Raw genomic sequence first — 20,496 nt, forward strand, 5'->3', positions numbered from 1 at the left:
CTTTCCGGCCATGGATCATAGCGCAAAGGCGGGTCTGTAGGACAGGCGTCTGGTTTGGCGCGCCTTAGAGGAGCGCCGCCGGACCGGCGTGCAGTCCGGCCCGGCGGCGGGGGAGACCGGCCTCAAAGGCCGGGGTTCTTGTAAGTTACTTGCCCGAAGCGACCAGTCGTATCGCAGCGCCGCCGCCCGGAGCCAGCCACAGGTCGTAGCGGTCGCCCTTGCGGAAGGTGCGCGTTTCATAGGCGATCTTGTGACGGGCATCGGTCAGATAGGTCGCTCCTTCGCCATCCTTGTAGATGGTGGCGGTGTAGCTCTTGCCCGGTTCGAGATAGTCGAAATCGAGCGTTACCGTCCGCGCGGTCGCGTCGTTGACGCCGCCGACATACCAGTTCTCGCTGTTGCGGTCCTTTCGCGCGAAGATGGCATAGTCGCCGACCTCGCCCGCGATCAGATGACTTTCGCTCCAGTCGGCCGGCACCTTGGAAATGAAGTCCAGTACCTTCGGATATTTGGCGAGGGTCTCGACAAAGTCCGCCGCCATCTGGATCGGCGAATAGAGCGCGAGATAGAGGCCGAGCTGCTTGGCCAGCGTCGAGGCGAGCGGGGCGTGTTCCGCCCCCTCCAGGCTCAGCACGCCCGGCGTGAAGTCCATCGGCCCGGACAGCATGCGGGTGTAGATGAGCGTCGGTTCATGGTCCGGCCCGTTCGCGAACTGGCCCCAGGCGTTATATTCCATGCCACGCGCGCCTTCACGCCCGACCCAGTTTGGATAGGTGCGGCGCAGGCCGGTATCCTTGATCGGTTCATGCGCATTGACCGCGACATGATATTTCGCCGCCGTCTCCACGACGCGCAGATGATGCTGGGCCATGCGCTGGCCGTCATGATATTCCATGCGCGCGGTTCCCGGCGTGTCACCGGGCGCGATGATCCCGCCTGCGTCGGCGACATAGCCGGTCTTGACCACATCGACGCCAAGGCCGCCATACAGCTTCATCGCATCGTCCAGTTGCGCCTCATAATTGGCGATATTGCCGCCGGTTTCATGATGGCCGATCAGATGGACGCCCTTTTTCTTCGCATAGGCGGCGAGGCCCGGCAGGTCGAAGTCGGGTGTCGATTGCGTGTAGCTGAATGCGTCGCCATGGCCGAACCAGTCGCCATTCCAGCCCTTGTCCCAGCCTTCGACCAGCACGCCGCGGAAGCCATGTTTGGCGGCGAAGTCGATATATTGCTTCGTGCGGGTGGTGGTGGCGCCATGTTTCGGTCCTTCGGCCCAGGTCCAGTCGCCCCGGATCATGCCCCACCAGATGCCGATATATTTGGCGGGCCGGAACCAGCTGACGTCGCCCAGCTTGTTGGGTTCGTTGAGGTTGAGTTCCAGATCATTCTCGACCAGCCCCGCCGCACTGTCGGCGATGCGGATGGTTCGCCAGGGCGTGTTGAACGGCAGGTCGCGGATCACCCGCGCGCCCTGCGACGAGGGGGAGAGGGTGGTGCGGAAGGTCTGGCCGGAGGCGCGCTTCAGCCAATAGGCCGAATAATCGACCAGAGCGGCTTCGTGGAAGCTGAGATGCGTGCCGTCGTCCAGCCGCATGGTGATGGGTGTATGAGCGGTCGAGACGGCGTCGATCGGCGTCTTCTGATAGACCTGCTCATAGCGGTTCCATTCGCCACCCGGAATCCACCAGGCCGTGCCCTTGGGCGCGATGTCGAATTCGGTGGTTTCATCGGCGATCTTCATCGTCTTGAGATTGGGCTGCTCCGGCAGTTCGTAGCGGAAGCCGAACCCGTCGTCGAACAGGCGGAAATGCACGTTCATCAGCCGCGCGCCCTGCACATCCGACTGGCGGAAGCGCACCGTCACCTCATTATAGCGGTCGGTGACGAAGCGGCGCTCGCCCCAGGGCTGTTCCCAGCGATCATTGCCCTGGCCCTTGTCCGACCCGGCGATCGAAAAACCGCGCACCATGTTGAGGCCATCGGTCAGGATGAAGCCCAGCTTGGAGGGCGCGATCAGCAGCTTGCCCTTGCGCGAGAGCGACCATGTCGGGCGGCTGTCATTGTCGGTCGAGACGGTGAGGACGATCGAGCCATCGGGCGAGGCGGCCGTGACGGAAGGGCGGGCCTCCTGCGCGAGGGCCGGTGTCAAAGCCGGTGTCATGAGGGCGAACGGCAGGGTCAGCGCGCAGGCGCGCAGCGAGGGGTTCAGCATAGGGGCTTCTCCTTATTCTTCGATCATCAGCGCGCCGAAAGGCGGCAATATGCCCGGCGCAGCGCCGTTGACGGCGGCGAGCAGCTTGTTGGTCGGGGCGATGGCTTCGGGCCATGTGGCCGGTTCGCCTGACAGGTTGAACAGGCAGAGGAGCGACTGGCCGTCGGCCCGACGACGGAAGAGCAGGCGCTGGTCGTCGGCGACCAGTATCTCCAGACTGCCATGGCGCAGCGCGGGATGCGCCTTGCGCAATGCCAGCATGGCACGGGTGTGGTTGAGGAGCGAAGTGGCGTCGCCTTCCTGCGCATCGACGGCGCGGGCGACATTTTCGTCCCCGACCGGTAGCCAGGGTTCGGCGTCGCTGAAGCCCGCCTGCGCCGCGTCCGCCGTCCAGGGCAGGGGCGTGCGTGCGCCGTCGCGCGACAGCGTCAGCGGCCAGTTGGCGATGGCTTCGGGGTCTTGCAGGCGCTCGAAGGGGATATCGACCTGAGTGATGCCCAGTTCCTCGCCCTGATAGAGGATGGCGTTGCCGCGCAACGCGACCAGCAGCATCGCTTTCAGCCGGCCGAAGGCGGGGCGATCGTCGGGCGCGCACCAACGCGACACCGCGCGCGGAGCGTCGTGATTTTCGAACGCCCAGCTCGGCCAGCCAAGGCCCGGCTCGTCGGGCCAGCGCTCGACCGTTTCGGCGACCAGCGCGGGCGTCAGCCTGTCGGCATAAAGGAAGTTGAAGCCATAGGCGCTGTTGAGGTGGCTTTCGCCCGCCGTATAGGCTTTCATCTCCTTTTCGGAGAGGTCGCCGCCGACTTCGGCGACGGTGAAGATCGCACCATATTCGTCGCACAGCGTGCGGATACGCTTGATGAAGTCGACCACGCCGGGGTGCGACTGGCTATACTTCTTGATCTGATAGTCGAAGGAGCGGGTCCGTGGCTTGCCGGTGTCGGGCGCGGGCGGATTGTCGCGCAGCAGCGGATCGTGCATCGAATGGTTGAGCGCGTCGAGGCGGAAGCCGTCGACGCCGCGATCCAGCCAGAAGCGCATGGCGTCGAGCAGCGCATCCTGCACCCTGGGATTATGCAGGTTGAGCTGCGGCTGGCTGTTCAGAAACTGATGCATATAATATTGACCACGCCGCCCGTCCCACGTCCAGGCGGGGCCGCCGAAGACCGACTGCCAGTTGTTGGGCGGCGTGCCGTCTTCCTTCGGATCGACCCAGACGAACCAGTCGGCCTTGTCGCCGGTGCGGCTGGCGCGGCTCTGTGCGAACCAGTCGTGCAGGTCGGACGCGTGGGCATAGACCTGATCGATCGTGACCTTGAGGCCCAATTTATGCGCGCGGGCGACCAATGCGTCGAAATCGGCGAGCGTGCCGAAGATCGGATCGACATCGCAATAATCGGCGATGTCATAACCGAAGTCGCGCATCGGGGAGGTGAAGAAGGGCGATATCCAAATGGCGTCGGCGCCCAGCTTCGCGACATGGTCCAGCCGCTGCGTGATGCCGTTCAGGTCGCCGATGCCATCGCCATTGCTGTCCTGAAAGCTGCGCGGATAGATCTGGTAGATCACCGCGCCCTTCCACCAAGGGAGGTCGGCCGGGGTCGTGGCGGCAGTCGGTTCAGGGGTCATCGCTCGTTCCATCAGGGTTTTGCGGCGCAGACGGCATAGCCGAAGGCGGGGAGGGAGAGGGCAAGGCTGCCCGGCGCCTGTGCGGCGGCCGGGCAGGCGCCGGCCAGCGACGTGAAGCTGCCGCTGGCTGGATCGACCGCGATATTGCCCGACAGCGGAGCGGCCGATGTATTGAAGGCGACCACCACCTCGCGGCCCGTATCGGGATCGATGCGGGAGACGGCGAACAGGCCGGGCTTGTCCGAACTGGCGCGCAGGATCGTCGCGCCGCGCGACAAAGCGGGCGTGTCGCGGCGGATTTTCGCCAGCGTCGCGATCGCGCGGTAGAGCGGGTGGTCGGGGTTGAAACTGTCGGTCGCGGTGGTCGCCTGCGTGCCGACAAGGTGGTCCGCATTATATTCGGCCACCTGGGACGCGAACATGTCCTGCCGCGCCTGCTGGTCGTTGCCGGTGCCGGCAAAGCCCTGTTCGTCGCCATAATAGAGCGTCGGCACGCCGCGCAGCGTCAGCAGCATCGCATGGCCCAATAGGGTGCGCGCCAGTTCCTCGTCCGCGCTCATGCCGGGTCTGGCCTGCCGCAGGAAGAAGGCGAAGCGGCCGGCATCATGATTGCCGAGGAAGGTCGGCAGTTGCAGCGCCGCCGCCTTGCCGCCTTCATAGAGGGCGTCATCCTCGCCGAGGCGGGCGAGCATGTCGGTGCCGGTCTTGCCGCTGGCGGCGTCGACGGCGGCGCGCATGAAGGCGAAGTCCAGCACGGCGGGGAAGGCGGCGTTGCGGGTCCAACTGGCGAGCAACGCCGGATCATAGTCGCCGGTCGCGACTTCGCCGAAGATATGGAAATTGGGGATGCCCTTGGCCGCCGCATGGGTACGGATGGCGGGGATGAAGGCGCGCCAGAATTCGGCATTCACATGGCGGGCGGTATCGATGCGATAGCCGTCGATGCCGAAACGGTCGATCCAGCCCCTGTAGATGTCGATAAAGCCCGCGACCACGCGCGGGTTTTCGGTGGCGAGGTCGTCCAGACCGACGAAATCGCCATATTGCGAACTTTCGCCCTTCCAGTCGGTGTCGCCACGATTGTGATAATAGATGGGATCGTTGAGCCAGGCGGGGACTTTGACCTTCCGCTCTTCCTTGGGCACGATCGGCGTGTAAGCGAAGGACGGATCGGTCAGTTTCGCCCAGTTGGCGGCGTTGCCATCATGGTCGCCGGCGAAACCGGGGTTGATCGGCTTGCCCGATGCGCCGCCCTGGCGGGACCAGGGATAGTCGGCCTTGCTGCGATAGGGCGCCGCACGCGTGGGACTTTCCCTGTACTGGATCACATCGGCCGTATGGTTGGCGATGATGTCCATATAGACTTTCATGCCACGTCCATGAGCAGCATCGACCAGCGCCTTGAAGTCGGCGTCGGTGCCGAAATGGGGATCGACGCTGGTGAAGTCCGTCACCCAATAGCCGTGATAGCCCGCGCTTTCCTGCCCCTTGGCGCCCTGTACCGGCTTGTTCCTGAAGATGGGCGCGAGCCAGATGGCGGTGGCGCCGAGGCCCTGGATATAGTCGAGCTTCGCGGTCAGCCCCTTGAGATCGCCGCCATGATAGAAGGCGCGGGATGTCGGATCATAACCGGTCTGGAGCGGGCCGCCTTTCAGGCCGCCCCTGTCATTTGCGGACGCGCCGTTGGCGAACCGGTCGGGCAGGACGAAATAGACGATTTCCTGTTCCGGCGTGCGGGCGCGCAGGTCGGACAGCGTGTCGGCCTGCGCGCAGGTTGCGCCGATCAGGGCCGCAGCCATTCCGGCGGCCGTCACGAGAAAGTTCGTGGCCGTTCGACCCATGAGGGACACCCCTTATATTTGAACCCGTAAAGGCCCGGCGACACGCGGCCGCTGGGCCAGTCTACACATCAAAAGCGGTAGTTGAAGCCCGCCATGAAGCGGCGGCCATAGGTCTGGTAGTTGCGGATCTGGATCGACGCGCCGGTGTCCACGGACACGAACGGTTCGTCGGTCAGATTCTGGCCCTGGAGGAAGACCGACAGGCCATGAAGCGCGCTGCCTTCCTGGAAATCATAGCCGATCTGCGCATCCACGATGGTTTCGCTGAGCGCCCGGCGCAGTTCGCGTTCACCGCCAAAACCGACGAACTGGCCGACGAAGGCGGAACGGTAGCGCACCGAACCGCGCGCCGAAAAGCCCCATTTTTCGAAGAAGAGCGTGCCGTTGGCGACCCAGCGCGAATAGTCGGGCAGGTCTTCGGACGAGGCGCTGGCGCCCGGTTTGATGCTGGTCTTGGTATAGCCCACGCCGCCGGTCAGGCCGAAGCCCTCCAGCGCCGGAGTGACGACCTCGAACGGTACGGTGCCGGCAAGTTCCAGACCGTAGAGCTTGCCGCCCTGACCGTTGACGGGCCGGGTGATGGTGCCGGTGAAGTCGGTCACGCCCGGCGGCAGGGTGATGGGCAGGCCGGTATAGTCGAACGGCACGGTTTCCCGATACACATAGCTTTCCAGCTTCTTGTAGAAGAGCTGAAGGCCAAGATAGCCCTTGGTCCCGAAATATTTCTCGAAATTGAGGTCCGCCGCCCAGGCGCGATAGGGGCGCAGCGTCGGCGTGCCGCCGGTGCCGGTGATGACCCCGCTGGCGGTGTTGTAGCCATAGTCGAGGCTGACCTTCATATCCTCGAACCGGGGGCGCTGGATTTCGCGCGCGCCCGACAGGCGGATGACGAAGTCGCTGGGGAAGCGGAGCGACAGGTTGGCGCTGGGGAGCACGTCCCAATAGTTGGCGCCGCGCGTGGTCGGCACCAGATCGGCGGCGGCGAGGTTGATGAAGCCGCGCGACTTCTGTTCGGTATTCTGGGCGAGGACGCCGATATTGCCGGTCAGTTCGGCCGACCCGACCGACTGTTTGATGTTCGCCATCAGATAGGCGGACATGACGCGCTCCGTGACCGAATAGGCCTTGGCCGGGATGTCCTTGCTGGGGTTCAGAACCTTCTGGTAGACGCCGTCCTCCAGCAGCTTGAACGGGTCGTAGCTCAGGATCGGGCCGAGGCCGAGGAAGCCGAGATCGGTCGGGTCCATGCGATATTGCTGCGGCAGGACCAGCGACGTCGCGCCGTTCGCCAGATTGAGCACATATTCTTCCGGCGTCTTCGCCTTGGTGCGGTCGGTATAGCCGAGGCCGACCGTGACCTTCGACAGGAAGCTGCCCTCATTCTCCTTGCCGAATTCGATCTGGTAGCTCTTGATCTCGTCGTCGATGATGCGGTTGTTGTAATAGCCTTCCTGATGGCCCAGCGGCGCACCCGCGCCCCAGCCGAGCGGATCGGTCAGCACCATCAGATTGGGGTCGCTATAATCCAGCAGGTGGCTGGTGAAGTGCGTGCCTTTGCGGTCGCTCACGAAATCCAGCGTGTCGGTGGCACCGTTGCCGGGGCCATAGCCGGTGCCAGCATTGGATTCGAGCGAGAGTTCGCTGCGGTCGGTGCGCGAATAGCCGAAGTCGAAGCTGGCCGACCAGCCGTCGTCACCGGTATATTTGGCGTTGAAGCCGCCCGAGAAGATGGTCGACTTGCGCTCATAGCCATGGTTGTTCACCACGGCTTCGACATTGGTGAAAGTGCCGCCGTTGATGAAATTGCCGTCAGTCGTCGTGCTGCCGGGGACCAGCGTCGCGCTGCTCCAGTAGAGCGGCACCTCGACGCCGCGCTTGATCTGCTTGTCCTTGAAATCGCCGTAGAAGCCGTCGAAGGTCAGCATCAGCGTGTCGGTCGCCTGCACCTGCACGCTGCCCTGGATGCCGAGGCGCTTGAGCTGGGTCGACACGCCAAAGGGCTTCACGCCGCCGATCACCTTGTCGCCGTTCGGCCCATCGGCATAGCCCCAGGCCTCGAACTCCTTCGACTGATAGGGTTCGTCGCTATAGGCGACCGACAGGGCGACGCCGATCCGGTCGCCGGCGAACTGGTCGACGTAGGTGCCGGTCAGGCGATAGCCCTTGTCGTCGCTGTCGGCGTTGATCTTGCCAAGGTCGGTATAGACGCCGCGCGCGCCCACGGCGATCATCCGCTTGCCATAGTCGAGCGGGCGAATGGTGCGGATGTCGACGGTGCCGACCAGACCCTGGTGAATGAGGTTGGCCTGCGGCGTCTTGTAGACGTCGACGCGGTTGACGACCTCGGCGGGATATTGGTCGAATTCGACATTGCGCTGTTCGCCGGTCGAAGTCTGCGGACGGCCGTTGAGCGTGGTCGAGGACAGGTCGGCGCTGGCGCCGCGGATCGCGATCGAATTGGCGCGGCCGAACAGACGCTGCGAGGTCAGGCCGGGCAGGCGGGCGATGGATTCGCCGATCGACGCGTCGGGCAGCTTGCCGATATCCTCGGCCGATACCGATTCCACGATGGTCTGCGCGTTCTTCTTGACGTTGACGGCGCTTTGCAGCGCAGCGCGGAAGCCGGTGACGACGATCGTGTCGTTGGCATCGCCCTGGGGCGCGGCGGCATCCGCCTGGGGAGCGCCCTGCGCATCCTGCGCCAGAGCCGAGGTCGCGCCGGTCGCCGCGACGATAGCAAAAATGGAAGCGCCCAGCATATGGGCACGGTCGAACTGGTTGGCCACTTATCCTCTCCCCTGAAACACCGGACGGACCCTTCTGTGCCGGTGCGAAATCCTGATTGTCGTGGGTATGGTCGTGCAGCGCCATTTCCCCGTGGTGACGCTATTCTTACGCTGCGTGCTACCGGCGCGACCAGAAGGCATACGTATACGCATATTATGCAGCGCATCGGGCTGTGACCGGAATGCAACGGACGGGGCGGCGCAAGGGTACGCAATTGCGTTGTTTTCTTTAGGCTTCTACCATGAGTGCTGCGCATGGATCGCACGGGAGACACAGATGGGCCGCCAGCGCAGCAGCAAGCCGACCAGTTTCGACATCGCCTATCTGGCGGGCGTATCGCAGCCGACGGTCAGCCGAGCGCTGCGGGGGTCGCGGTCGGTGAGCCTTGCTACGCGTCAGCGGATCGAGGCGATCGCGCAGGAACTCAACTATTCGGTCGACAAGAATGCGTCTTCGCTCCGGTCGCAACGGTCGAATACGATCGCGCTGCTCTTCTTCGAGGATCCGACGCCCGACGAATCCAATATCAACCCCTTCTTCCTGTCGATGCTGGGATCGATCACCCGGCAATGCGCGGCGCGCGGGCTGGATCTGCTCATTTCCTTCCAGAAGATGGAGGATGACTGGCATGTCCGCTATCAGGACAGCCATCGCGCCGACGGGCTGATCCTGCTCGGCTATGGCGATTACACGCTTTACGAGCGGCGGCTGGAGCAGCTGGTCGGCCATGGGACGCATTTCGTGCGCTGGGGTTCGGTGGGCGAAGCCAATATCGGCGCGACCGTGGGGTCGGACAATGTCGGCGCGGGGCGGCTGGCGGGCGAGCATCTGCTGGAACTGGGGCGGCGGCGGATCGCTTTTCTGGGCCATGCCGACGAACATTATCCCGAGTTCGCCGATCGCTATCGGGGCTTGTGCGAGGCGATGGCCGAGCAGGGCATTGCGCCCGACCCGGCGCTACAGGTCGATGCACTGACGGCCGAGGATGCCGGCCATGCAGCCGCCCGGACCCTGGTCGCGCGCGACGCGACGTTCGACGCGATCTTCGCCGCCAGCGACCTGATCGCGATCGGCGCGATGCGGGCGCTCGCGGAGGCGGGGCTGTCGGTGCCGCAGGATGTGGCGATCGTCGGTTTCGACGACATCCCCGCCGCCAGCCTGACCAGTCCGCCGCTCACCACCATCATGCAGGACATGAAGCGCGCGGGCGAACTGCTGGTCGACACGGTGCTGGCGCAGGTGGAAGACCGGCCGCTGCCGCCCAGCATGTTGCCGGCGCGGCTGGTCGTGCGCCGAAGTAGCGGGGGATAGGGCGCAGTGCTTATTGGGTTGTGGATGACGGGTAGGGGTGGATTGCGGAATGGCAGCTTTTGACGCAGAAATGCTGAATACGGCCCCTCCGGGTGGAAGCGAGTTCAGCGCCTGTAGGGCAGGCTAGTTCCAAGACCAAACTTCGCAGAAACCTTGCAACTTGCCGCCTCATTATCGACAAGCCATTTGCGCTTTTCGTTTTGAAGGCTTGGCAATGCCGATTTGATCGCACTTGCAATCGTCCGTTGAGACCAAATATGACAGGCTGCGGCAACAATCGTGTATTTGCATGCCCGAAGCGCGCCCGTTACAGGGCTAGGCAATGCTTCAATTGCCTCTATGCCGGGCCGACCAAATATCTCATCAAGAACTACGGACCGCTGATTAATCAAAGCAGCACCTATTAACTCGTCTTGTTGATTAAAACTCCGGATGATAAGTTCTTGACATATACTTACCCCCGGCGCACGATTTCCAAACGATCCCCATCCCGCGCCTGAAAATTCATCACGCATTTTGCGATATTCTGTGTCATCATCGACCACATCACCGAAATATTTCCGCGCAAAAGGAAATGTTTGGTTGCCATCGGCAGCTTTGCTCAACCCCAATCCCTGAACCGCACCGATTCCCAACGGGACGATTATGGTCGCGAATATCACCAGCGATATAAGCGCGAATCGTGCTTTCATTCGTTATCCTTGCTCTCGCCGATAAGTTTTGTTCGAGATGACAAACAGTGTCGGCTTTCGAAGTCAAATGCAACGGACGGGGATGGCTACAATTGGTCGGTTCTAGACTTAACCCCCGTTCGCCCTGAGCCTGTCGAAGGGCTGCACTGCTTTTTCAGGCGTAGGCCTTAAAGAAAAGAATAGGGCTTCGACAAGCTCAGCTCGAACGGCGGAGAGGGCAATTTCTAGTCGTTTCCCCCCATTCTACTCGCTCCCGTTCCGACCACAGCGCCTCTTACCGGTTTGCGCGCAAATTCAGGCGATAGAAGCGGCTGTCCACCGCCATGCGGGGGAAGCTGGCGGGTAGGCTGTCGGCGTCGGCGGGTGTGAACCCATTGCGTTCGTAGAAGCGGTGCGCGGCGAGGAACTTGTCGGTCGTGCCGAGCAATATTTCGGTCACGCCGCGAGTCCGCGCCAGGTCCATCAGCGCGTCCAGCAAGGCCTGCGCGACGCCCCTGTACCGCCCGCGCCAGGGGGCGGCGACGAACATCTTGCGCAGCGCGACCTGGCCATCGCCGATATCCTTCATCCCGATCGTGCCGATGATCCCGCCTTCCGCCTCGGCCACCAGGAAGTCGCCAGCGCCGCTCTGGTAGAAGGCCGGGATTGCAGACAGGTCGGGCTGGTCCTGCGGGGTGATGGCAATGCCATATTCCTCACGCTGGATCGGCAGGATGACGTCGATCACGCCCTGCGTGTCGGACGGGACGAAGCGGCGGATGTGCATGGCGGCCATGGGCCTGGCTTAGCCGGGCGACCGGTAAGGTCAATCGCGTGGCCGATATTGTTGCAGGAACGCGATCGAACAGGTATGCGTTTGAGAAGTGCAGATAAAATACGCATAGAGAAGGAATCATAACATTCTGTCTTCCATATACGTCGCATATGACGTATTCGGAATCGATATTGGCGCAGACCAAGACTTGAGGAAAGGATCGTGGCGATGACGCGGATAGATATTTTTGGCGACCGGCTATGTGCGGTGACAAGCCTGATGATCCTGGGCTGGTTCGTCTACATGGTCGCTTTCTGACGCTTCGGCCATATCATCGCGGACCCTGCCGACAAGCCGAACGCTGTTGAAGCGCGGTGTCGGGTAGGGACGTGCGAACAGGGCGACGGTTGCATTTCGGTGAGCGCCGTCAATCCGCGCACTCTAAGTTTTTGCTGTCGCATCCTTTTAAGCGGGGCGGAAGATTCTAGTCCGTTTGAACGATGTGGCGGCGGCGGTGCGGTGGCAATTCGGTGGAAACGAACGATCCACAGGAGAGCCTTTTGTCCACCGACCGCAACCCGCTTCGCTTTGCCGTGATCGGCGCCGGCATGGCCGGCCTATTGGCCGGCGTCCGGCTTCGCCAGGCGGGCGAGCAATTCACCATCTTCGAGAAGGCCGATCGGCTCGGCGGCACCTGGCGGGAGAATCGCTATCCCGGCCTGACCTGTGACGTGCCCGCGCACGCCTATACCTATAGTTTCGAACCCTATGCCGAATGGCGCGCATATTATGCCAAGGGCGCGGAGATACAGACCTATTTCCAGCACACCGCCGACAGATATGGCGTGACGCCGCATATCCGCTTCGGCGCCGAAGTGGTTGCTTGCGAATGGATGGAAGATGTCGGTCGCTGGCGGCTGGGCCTGTCGACCGGCGAGGTCGTGGAGGCGGAGGTCGTGATCGCCGCATCGGGCGTGCTGCACCATCCGAAGATGCCCGATATCGACGGGATGGAGGATTTTGCCGGCACCGTGCTGCACAGCGCGCGCTGGCAGGATGAGACGCCGGTGGATGATGTCCGTGTCGGCGTGATCGGCAATGGATCGACGGGCGTGCAGATCGTCACCGCGCTGCAAAGCCGTGCCGCGCGCCTCGTCCATTTCCAGCGGTCGCCGCAATGGATCATGCCGGTTCCCTATTTCGAATATAGCGAGGACGAGCGCGAAGCCTTTCGCCGCGATCCGGCGCTGATCGACGCAATCCGTTATAACAAGGACTATTGGGACTCGATCTTCCGCTTCACCCACGCGATCACCGATACCCATGGGCCGGAAATCGCGGCGATCGAGCAGATCTGCCTCGACAATCTGGAAAATAGCGTGCGCGATCCTGCGTTGAGGGAAAAGCTGCGCCCCGATTATCGCGCGGCGTGCAAGCGGCTGATCTACAGCTGGTCCTATTATGACGCGGTCCAGCAGCCCAATGTCGACGTCGAGCGCGAAGCCATCGTGCGTGTCGAGGCGGACGGCGTGCGGCTGGCGGACGGGCGGTTGCAGCCGCTCGACACGCTGATCCTCGCCACCGGTTTCCATGCCGACCGCTTCATCCGCCCGACTACGGTTACGGGACGCGATGGCCTGTCGCTGGATGATGCCTGGACGCCGCGCCCCACTGCCTATTATGCGGTGACGATCCCCGGATTTCCCAATTTCTTCATGCTCAACGGCCCGACCGGTCCGGTCGGCAATTTCTCCCTGATCGACATTGCCGAGCGGCAATGGGCCTATGTCGACCAGTTGCTGGACCTGTTGCGCCGCGGCGAAGCGCGGACGATCGAGCCGAGAGCCGAAGCCCATGCCGCCTATGAGGAACGGCGAATCGAGGCCGCGCGATCGACCATCTTCGGATCGGGGTGCAGGAGCTGGTATCTCGACGCGACCGGCGTGCCGGCCAGCTGGCCATGGAGCTATGAAGCCTTTGCCGACGCCATGTCCGCGCCGGTCATGGCGGACTATGCGATGGAGTCCCCGGTTGAAGCTTTCGCGCGCTGACCGGGAAGGCACATCTCACACCGGTGCGTGCATTTATCAGGATGGTAACATCGGACGGTGCCATTGAATGAGCAGGACATGTAGGAGAGAAATATGCATCATCTCGTCGATCCGGCCCTATTGCCGGGGCTGGACGTCATGCCGGCACTGGAACTGAGCGATGAAAGCCTGCCTGCCATCCGGCAGGGCATGGAACAGATGACCGCCATGGCGCCCGAACCGAAGGTTAGCGGCGTCCATTGGCGGTCGGACAGCGTGCCTGTCGCGGACGGCCGGCAGGTGTCCGTGCGCATCTACACACCCGCAGGCGACGCGACGCCGCGTCCGGCCATTCTCCACATCCATGGCGGCGGTTATGTGATGGGTTCGGTGGCCACCAATCATGTGTCCAACATGCAGATGGCGGCCGAGATCGGGGGGGTGGTCGTCTCGGTCGACTATCGTCTCGCTCCCGAAACCCCGGCGCCGGGATCGGTCGAGGATTGCTACGCCGCGCTCTGCTGGCTGCACCAGCAGGCCATAAGCCTGGGTGTCGATGCGACCCGTATCGCGGTGCGGGGCGAAAGCGCCGGTGGCGGCCTGGCGGCGGCGCTCTGCTTGTTGGCGCGCGACCGGGGCGGCCCGGCGATCGCCCACCAGAATCTCATCTATCCGATGCTGGATGATCGCACCTGCATCACCCGGTTGCCCGATCATCTGGGCGCTTTCGTCTGGACGCCGCAGGCCAATGTCTTTGGCTGGCGTTCGTTGCTGGGTCAAAATCCCGGTGCTGCCGATGTGTCGCCTTATGCCGCACCCGCCCGCGCCAGCGACCTGTCCGGACTGCCCCCCGCTTTCATTGCGGTCGGGGCTCTCGACCTCTTCCTCGTCGAGGACATGGACTATGCCCGCCGTCTGATCGAGGTGGGTGTCCCCACCGAACTGCACGTCTATCCCGGCGCCTATCATGGCTTTGACGTGCTGCCCGATGCGCCTGCGTCCGTGCGCCTGAAGCAGGATGCGGCATCGGCGCTGCGCGCGGCACTGGAGGTGTGATCGGATGGGGTGGGGCCGACCGCCCCGCCCCTTATCTCATTCGGCCCGCAATTCTGCCAGTTCTTCCGCCGTCAGCGTGATGGCGGCGGCCTTCACGCTTTCCTCTATCCGTGTCGGACTGGACGCGCCGAAGATCGGGATAACCTGGCTTGGCTGGTTCATCAGATAGGCCAGCGCGATTTCCGAAACCGTCGCGCCATGGCGCGCGGCCACCGCCTCGGCAGCGGCGAACCGCGCTGCGTTGATCGGGTTATCGTAGAAAGCCTTCAACGCGTCGGGCACGGCATCCTTGCCCTTTGCCAGCATGCCGAAATAGCCCCGGCTCTGCGAGCAATAAGGGATGACGGCCAGGTCCGCCCCCTTCAGCGCACCGCCATGATCCTCGAAATAGAGCTGATAGCCCTGCTGGATCGCGTTTATCTCATGCGGCTTGGCCAAACCCCAGAAAGGCTCGACCGCGACGAAGCCGGTCTTGCCATGGGCCTTGGCGTAGTCATTGGCCTCCAGCACGCGGGCATCGGTCCAGTTGGACGCGCCGAACCAGCGGATCCTGCCTGCCGCTCTGGCGTCGTTCAGAAAGTCGATCAGTTCGCCGACCGGCGTTTCGACATTATCCATGTGAAGCCAGTAAAGGTCGATGCTGTCGACACCCAGATGGTCCAGGCTTTCCGCCAGATCACTGGCGATTTCGTTCGGATTGACGCGATTGCGATAGTCGCCCGCGCGCATGTCGAAATGACCGCCCTTGGTGGCGATGACGAAATCCTCGCGCTTCTGGCCCTTCAGCCAGGCGCCGATGGCCCGTTCACTCGCACCCTTGGGTGCGTCGGGCATCCAGTCGCCATAGGAGCGGGCGCTGTCGATGAAATTGCCGCCCAGTTCCGCAAATCTGTCCAGAATGGCGTTGGATCGCTCCTGATCGATCTGCCAGCCCAGCATATTGGTGCCATAGCATAGGCGGCTGACCGAGAGGTCGGTATGATTGAGCGTCACCTTCGTAAGCATGGCTGTCTCCTGATCGGTCTGTCGCGCAGACTTTGTTGCATCGAAATTTGTTCAATTCTCTACGCACATCGATGTAAAAATGGAAGAAAGATGTCGTAATTTCATGATGTATCGGATTTCTCGTGCGATTATTCTTGGTGCTTGTCGGCTTTTGCGAACCTGCCGCAACATATGTGCAAGCTATCTGGCGCTCCGCATTTCCTCACGCTATGGTCCGCCGAAGAAGTGGAGGCTGGCTGGAATGCAGATTAGAAGTGGGCGAGCAGTGACAGCGCCTTCCCTGGATGCTCTTGATAACAGCATCATAGACATTCTCCGGACCAACGGCCGGGCGACCAATCAGGATATTGCCAAGCAGTTGTCGGTCACGGCGGCGACGGTTTCGGCACGCCTGCAGAAGATGGAAGATGCCCGTGCGATGCGCGTCGTCGCGGTGACGGATTTCGCCGCCCGCGGCTATAATGTCATTATCGCCGTCGGGGTGAAGGTGCTTGGCCGCAGCGTTCAGGATGTCGGCCGGGATCTCGCCAAATTTCCCGAAATATTGAGCGTCAACATCATGAACGGCAGCCATGATCTGGAGATCATGGTCGCGCTCCACGATTTCTCGGAAGTGCAGCAGTTTCTCTACGACCACGTCGCGAGTATTGCAGGCGTTGCGCAGATCGATTCCGGCGTCGCCGTCGATATCGTCAAATATGAATTCAACGTGGCGCCGCTATGACCGACGAAAATTGGGAGCGCCTCGACGCGCTGGATCACAAGATCGTCGACAAGCTGGCCCGCGACGCGCGTGTTTCCAATCGAGCGATCGCGGCCGAACTGGGCGTGACCGAAGGGACGATCCGCACCCGCATCAAGCGGTTGCAGACCCAGGGGCTGATCCAGTTCACGGTCGTCACCGATTTCCGCATGGCCGGTTCGCCGAACCTGTGCATGTTGGGGATCGATGCCGATCCCTCGCGCGTCGCCGAACTGGCGGACCGGTTGCGACAGATGCCGGAACTCAGCTGTGTCATCCTGATGCTGGGGCGCTTCAACCTGCTGGCCATGGGCCTGTTCACCAATATCGAACAGCTCAATGAACTGATTACCGAACAGATTCGCAGCCTGCCCGGCGTCCAGAAGGTGCAGACTGCGATTTCGGTTCATAACCTGAAATATGAACCGGGCGTCGCCAAGATCACCCGTGGTGCCCAGGTCGTCCAGGACGACTGACGGACCCGTTCGCCTACCACCCATCCCGCGCGAGCAGGAACAGGTCGATGATCCGGCGCGCGACCTCTTCCAGTTCGCTGTCGGTCATTTTGCGCGCGGCGCCCTCCTGCAAGGCCCATCCGGTCATCGCCGACAGGAACAGCCGGGCGATCATCTCCGGATCGCGGGCTGGCTGGCCGTCCCGCGCGGTCGCGTCGGCAATGTCGCGGGCGATCCGATCGACGATCGGGCGCGATCCGCTTTCGTACATGGCCAATGACAGTTCGGGAAAGCGTTCCCGCGTGGAAATCAACAGCCGCTGAAAGGCATGGACCTCGGGGTTGGGAAGCGAGCGGGCGATCAGCGTGCCATGATGCATCAGCCTTTCGCGCAGCGTCTGCCCTTCAGGCAGGTGGTGTTGGTCGCTCATCTCCGACCATTGCGCCACGCTTTCCTGCACGACCGCGCGGAACAGATCGCTCTTGGTCGGATGACGAGCATAAAGCGTCGCCTTGGACACGCCCGCGGCGCTTGCGATCGTTTCCATCGCCGTCGCATCATATCCTTCGTCGAGGAAGAAGCGTCGGGCGGCCGAAAGGATGGCGCGATCGATCGCGACGACCCGACTGGCATCGGGGCGTCCCCGGCGCGGCTTGTAGGCGGATGGGCTGGCGGATTTTGGCATCGGAAATCTCTGGCCCATCCGCGCTGGCGAGGCAATGCCCATGGTGCGACCGTCGGCCCTGGCATCAGGCGCCAAGCCACCACAGCACCGCGATCAGCGACAGCGACGCCGATGTGGTGGACAGCATGACTGCCCAGGCGCTCAGCTCCATCGCCCATCGCCCGGCCTTGCCTGCCAGAACGAAGCTCGAAGCGCCGCTCGGCATGGCGGCCATCAGCACGGCCATCTTGGCCCAGAGCGTGGGCATTGGCGGCAGCAGCAGGATGAAACCCGCTGTCAGCAGCGGATGCACCCCCAGTTTCAGCACCAGCGCGCGTCCGATCGGGCCGGGCGCTGTCTTTTCGCGGGGCAAGGCGATGAATATCCCGATCGCCGTCAGTGCGCAGGGGGCGGTTGCCTGCGCCAGCGTCGACAGCAGGACGTCGAACGGCCCTGTGAGCGGCAGGCGCAACAGGCACCAGACGACGCCGAGCGATGACAGCAGGATCAGCGGATTGCGCGCCACCGATCGTCCCGCCAGCATCAGCCCCGCGCGCATCCCGTCGCCATGACTGGCCGCCATCTCGCTCATCACCACGCCGACGGTGAAGACGACGGCGGAATAGAGCAGCATCGTCACCGCCACCGGCGCCACCGTATCCGTGCCGAAGGTCAGCAGCGCGATCGGCAGGCCGACGAAGCCAGTATTGCTGAAACTGGCGCACAGGCCCGCGATATTGGCCTCGCCTCCGCTGCGCCCCAGTCCCTTCTCGATGGCGAAGCCGATGGCATAGGTGGCGAGCGCGCCGCCCACCACCGCGATCATCATCGACGGCTGGGCGAGGTCGGCCGGGTCCATGCGGGCGATCGAGCGGAAGGTGAGGACGGGCAGGGTAATCGCGATGACGAACCGGTTGAGCACTTCGAAAGCGCGATCACCCAGCAGGTCGAAGCGCCCGCATCCATATCCCAGCAGGATGAGGCCGAAGACCGGGATCAACGCGCCCAATATGATCATCGCCATGGCTTGCCATCCACCCAAAAGGATAAAGTCCCGCGCCCGTTACTGATTGCGGGCGTCTGGAGCAATGGCACCCACTGTCCGCGCCGCGCCGTCGAAGCTGCGCCGCGCCGCCTCGTCTAGCGGCAGGGCGCGAAAGGCGTCGGACAGTATCTCCACGCCATAGGGGCCGTCATAACCCGCCCTGGCGAGCGCCGCGACGAAGCCCGGCAGATCGAACGCGCCTTCTCCGCACGGGCGGCGGTGACACATCGTGTCCTCCGTGATGCTACCCCGCATCGCCAGTTCGGCGTCGCACAGTTCGACCGCCTTGATAAAGCGGGCGGGAACATCGGCTATCGCCGCAACGGCGCTGTCCGACCGGACCACATGCCAGATGTCGATCAGCAACCCGCCGTTGGGCGCATCCGCCTGCACGACCATGTCGAGCGCGGAACCCAGGTCGGGCAGGTCGGAAAAGGGGGTCATCTCCAGCGCCATCAGCAGGTCGTGCCGGGCGGCATCGGCGCATAATGCCGCGAACTGTTCGGCGAGCGCTGCGCGCGCCCAGCCCTGATTGCTGAAGGGCGGCATCACCTTCACATGGCGCGCGTCCAGCGCGTCGGCGGCGCGGAACAGTTCGGCCCGTGCCGCGTCAGATCGTTCGCGCCTTTCCCCCTGCGCAAACCAGTCGGACAGATATTCCAGTTCGACGATGCCCAGCCCCGCATCGGACAGGTGGCGGCACAGCGCGCCATATTCGCCGCCCTGCTCGCGCCACGCGATAAGGTCGCCCAGCCAGAAGCCGAACCCGCCATAGCCCGCGCGGGCCGCAGCCTCGATCCGGTCCTCCAGCCGCCAGCGGCTCAGATTGTCGACCTGGTCGGGGCGGACATTGCCCGCCGTCGTCCAGCAGGTGGCGATCAGCGCCTGTTCGTTTCGACCCATGGTCAGAAGAACATCGAGCCGCCATTGACGTTGATGACCTGTCCGTTGATCCAGCGTGCATCGTCGGACAGCAGCATCGCAGCAACGGCGGCCTGATCCTCCGACTGGCCCAGGCGGAAACTGCGCCCGGTGCTGAGGAAATGATCGATCACCGCCTGCGGCACCTGACCGCCCGCCTGCATTTCCTGCGTCATGGTGAAGCCGGGCGCGACGACATTGGCCGTGATCCCCTCCCGGCCCCAGCGCGACGCGACATGGCGCATCAGCGCTTCAAGCCCGCCCTTGGACATGGCATAGCAGGGCCGTTCCGGTTCGCCGCCACGCGCAGAACCCGAACTGGTATAGACGATCGCACCGCCCTTGCTGGCGAGCAGATGGGGCAGCACGGCGCGCGTGCAGAGCAGGTGTCCACGCAAATTGACTGCAATGGTACGATCAAACACGTCGAGATCGACGTCCAGCGCATTGCTGTCCTGGAAGATGACGCGCAGGTCGGCGGCGTTGATGTGCGCACCGTCCAGCCCGCCCAGCCCCTCTGCCGCCTCCGCCACCGCCGCGCCGACCGATGCCTCGTCGGTGATGTCGACCGGGACGGCGAAAGCGCCGTTGCCGGCTTCGGTCGCGGTGCGCTCGGCGCCCTCAACATTGATGTCGGCGGCGCAGAGCTGCGCGCCTTCCTCGGCCAGTCGCCTGACCGTGGCGGCGCCGATGCCGGTCGCCGATCCCATGACGATGATGCGCTTGCCGTCCAGACGCCTGGTCATATTCTCTCTCCTTTATGTCATGCGTGGCGTTTTAACGCCTGCGTTATCGCATGCATAGTTCATAAGCGTAGAATAATCCTTAGATGCGTAGTTAGTTGCTCTTACGCCTCCGAATACTGCATGTGCTGCTGCGCCCATGGGCAGGCCTACGCGGTTTTCCGCCGCTGCATTCATGGCCAGCGTCAGATCCTTGAACGCGAGGTCGATGGTGAAGCCCGGCTCGATATCGCCCTTCAGCGCCTTGTTGACCATCAGCACATGGAACTGGCCATTGCGCGCGGTGGTGCCGCCAGTCACGTCATGCATGGTCTGGATGTCGAGGCCGAGCTTGGTACCCAGCGCGATCGATTCCGCCACGATCTGCGCGGTAGACAGCAGCATGAAATTGTTGATGACCTTCATCCGGCTGCCCATGCCCGGCGCGCCGCAGCGATAGATGTCGGTGCCCATGGCTTTCAGAGCCGGCTCGACCCGCACGAAATCTTCGTCGCTTGCGCCCACCATGAACAGCGATTCTCCCCGCTGTGCATGGAGCGCCAACCGCCCGATCGGCGCATCGACGAAGCCGATCCCCTTGGCCGCGCAGGCTGCGGCCACCCG

General features: G+C 63.2%; 17 protein-coding genes. 5 read left to right on the forward strand and 12 right to left on the reverse strand.

Going from position 1 to position 20,496, the window contains the following annotated elements; all coding sequences use genetic code 11:
- Window positions 1-145: 145 nt before the first annotated feature.
- From VMR39_RS20420 to VMR39_RS20435, 4 genes are all read right to left on the reverse strand, one after another.
- The gene (locus VMR39_RS20420) at window positions 146-2,215 is read right to left on the reverse strand and encodes a glycoside hydrolase family 97 protein (protein ID WP_414712563.1); all 2,070 of its coding nucleotides are present in this window, start codon (window positions 2,213-2,215) and stop codon (window positions 146-148) included.
- A gap of 12 nt (window positions 2,216-2,227) precedes the next feature.
- On the reverse strand, window positions 2,228-3,847 hold the full coding sequence (locus VMR39_RS20425) for an alpha-amylase family glycosyl hydrolase (RefSeq protein ID WP_325418496.1): 1,620 nt from the start codon (window positions 3,845-3,847) through the stop codon (window positions 2,228-2,230).
- Window positions 3,848-3,858: 11 nt separating this feature from the next.
- Window positions 3,859-5,688 (reverse strand): alpha-amylase family glycosyl hydrolase, encoded by a 1,830-nt coding sequence (locus VMR39_RS20430; RefSeq protein ID WP_414712564.1) that lies wholly within the window; start codon window positions 5,686-5,688, stop codon window positions 3,859-3,861.
- A gap of 68 nt (window positions 5,689-5,756) precedes the next feature.
- Window positions 5,757-8,447: a TonB-dependent receptor gene (locus VMR39_RS20435; RefSeq protein ID WP_414712565.1), complete on the reverse strand. Its 2,691-nt coding sequence runs from the start codon at window positions 8,445-8,447 to the stop codon at window positions 5,757-5,759.
- 304 nt (window positions 8,448-8,751) lie between these two features.
- Between VMR39_RS20435 and VMR39_RS20440 the strand changes: the two genes are divergently transcribed.
- Window positions 8,752-9,786 (forward strand): LacI family DNA-binding transcriptional regulator, encoded by a 1,035-nt coding sequence (locus VMR39_RS20440; RefSeq protein WP_325418500.1) that lies wholly within the window; start codon window positions 8,752-8,754, stop codon window positions 9,784-9,786.
- A 104-nt stretch (window positions 9,787-9,890) separates the two neighbouring features.
- On the opposite strand, the gene VMR39_RS20445 is transcribed toward VMR39_RS20440, so the two are convergent.
- Both VMR39_RS20445 and VMR39_RS20450 read right to left on the reverse strand, forming a co-directional pair.
- Complete coding sequence (locus tag VMR39_RS20445) at window positions 9,891-10,478, reverse strand: hypothetical protein (RefSeq protein WP_325418502.1); 588 nt, start codon at window positions 10,476-10,478, stop codon at window positions 9,891-9,893.
- Between the two features lie 274 nt (window positions 10,479-10,752).
- Entirely contained in the window at window positions 10,753-11,253 is a 501-nt protein-coding gene (locus tag VMR39_RS20450; protein WP_325418504.1) for a GNAT family N-acetyltransferase, read from the reverse strand.
- Between the two features lie 539 nt (window positions 11,254-11,792).
- Here VMR39_RS20450 and VMR39_RS20455 point away from each other — a divergent pair.
- The gene (locus VMR39_RS20455) at window positions 11,793-13,283 is read left to right on the forward strand and encodes an NAD(P)/FAD-dependent oxidoreductase (protein ID WP_325418506.1); all 1,491 of its coding nucleotides are present in this window, start codon (window positions 11,793-11,795) and stop codon (window positions 13,281-13,283) included.
- Window positions 13,284-13,376: 93 nt separating this feature from the next.
- Window positions 13,377-14,318, forward strand: coding sequence for an alpha/beta hydrolase (locus tag VMR39_RS20460; RefSeq protein ID WP_325418508.1), 942 nt, complete (start codon window positions 13,377-13,379; stop codon window positions 14,316-14,318).
- 36 nt (window positions 14,319-14,354) lie between these two features.
- Here VMR39_RS20460 and VMR39_RS20465 read toward each other — a convergent pair whose 3' ends face one another.
- Window positions 14,355-15,323: an aldo/keto reductase gene (locus VMR39_RS20465; protein ID WP_325418510.1), complete on the reverse strand. Its 969-nt coding sequence runs from the start codon at window positions 15,321-15,323 to the stop codon at window positions 14,355-14,357.
- A 265-nt stretch (window positions 15,324-15,588) separates the two neighbouring features.
- Here VMR39_RS20465 and VMR39_RS20470 point away from each other — a divergent pair, with 265 nt between their 5' ends.
- Together VMR39_RS20470 and VMR39_RS20475 are read left to right on the forward strand one after the other, a co-directional pair.
- Window positions 15,589-16,047, forward strand: a complete 459-nt coding sequence (locus VMR39_RS20470; protein WP_325418512.1) for an Lrp/AsnC family transcriptional regulator — start codon at window positions 15,589-15,591, stop codon at window positions 16,045-16,047.
- A complete protein-coding gene (locus VMR39_RS20475; RefSeq protein ID WP_325418514.1) occupies window positions 16,044-16,541 on the forward strand; it encodes an Lrp/AsnC family transcriptional regulator in 498 nt (165 codons plus the stop codon). Before VMR39_RS20470 ends, VMR39_RS20475 begins: the two co-directional genes overlap by 4 nt.
- 13 nt (window positions 16,542-16,554) lie before the next feature.
- On the opposite strand, the gene VMR39_RS20480 is transcribed toward VMR39_RS20475, so the two are convergent.
- From VMR39_RS20480 to VMR39_RS20500, 5 genes are all read right to left on the reverse strand, one after another.
- The gene (locus VMR39_RS20480) at window positions 16,555-17,205 is read right to left on the reverse strand and encodes a TetR/AcrR family transcriptional regulator (protein WP_325418516.1); all 651 of its coding nucleotides are present in this window, start codon (window positions 17,203-17,205) and stop codon (window positions 16,555-16,557) included.
- Window positions 17,206-17,269: 64 nt separating this feature from the next.
- On the reverse strand, window positions 17,270-18,208 hold the full coding sequence (locus VMR39_RS20485; protein ID WP_325418518.1) for an AEC family transporter: 939 nt from the start codon (window positions 18,206-18,208) through the stop codon (window positions 17,270-17,272).
- Between the two features lie 39 nt (window positions 18,209-18,247).
- A complete protein-coding gene (locus tag VMR39_RS20490) occupies window positions 18,248-19,132 on the reverse strand; it encodes a sugar phosphate isomerase/epimerase (protein WP_325418519.1) in 885 nt (294 codons plus the stop codon).
- 2 nt (window positions 19,133-19,134) lie between these two features.
- Window positions 19,135-19,896: an SDR family oxidoreductase gene (locus VMR39_RS20495; protein WP_325418520.1), complete on the reverse strand. Its 762-nt coding sequence runs from the start codon at window positions 19,894-19,896 to the stop codon at window positions 19,135-19,137.
- 12 nt (window positions 19,897-19,908) lie between these two features.
- Window positions 19,909-20,496 (reverse strand): NAD(P)-dependent oxidoreductase (locus VMR39_RS20500; protein ID WP_325418521.1); only part of this gene is annotated, 588 nt, incomplete at its 5' end.

Source organism: Sphingobium sp., assembly GCF_035511395.1.
Classification (GTDB): domain Bacteria; phylum Pseudomonadota; class Alphaproteobacteria; order Sphingomonadales; family Sphingomonadaceae; genus Sphingobium.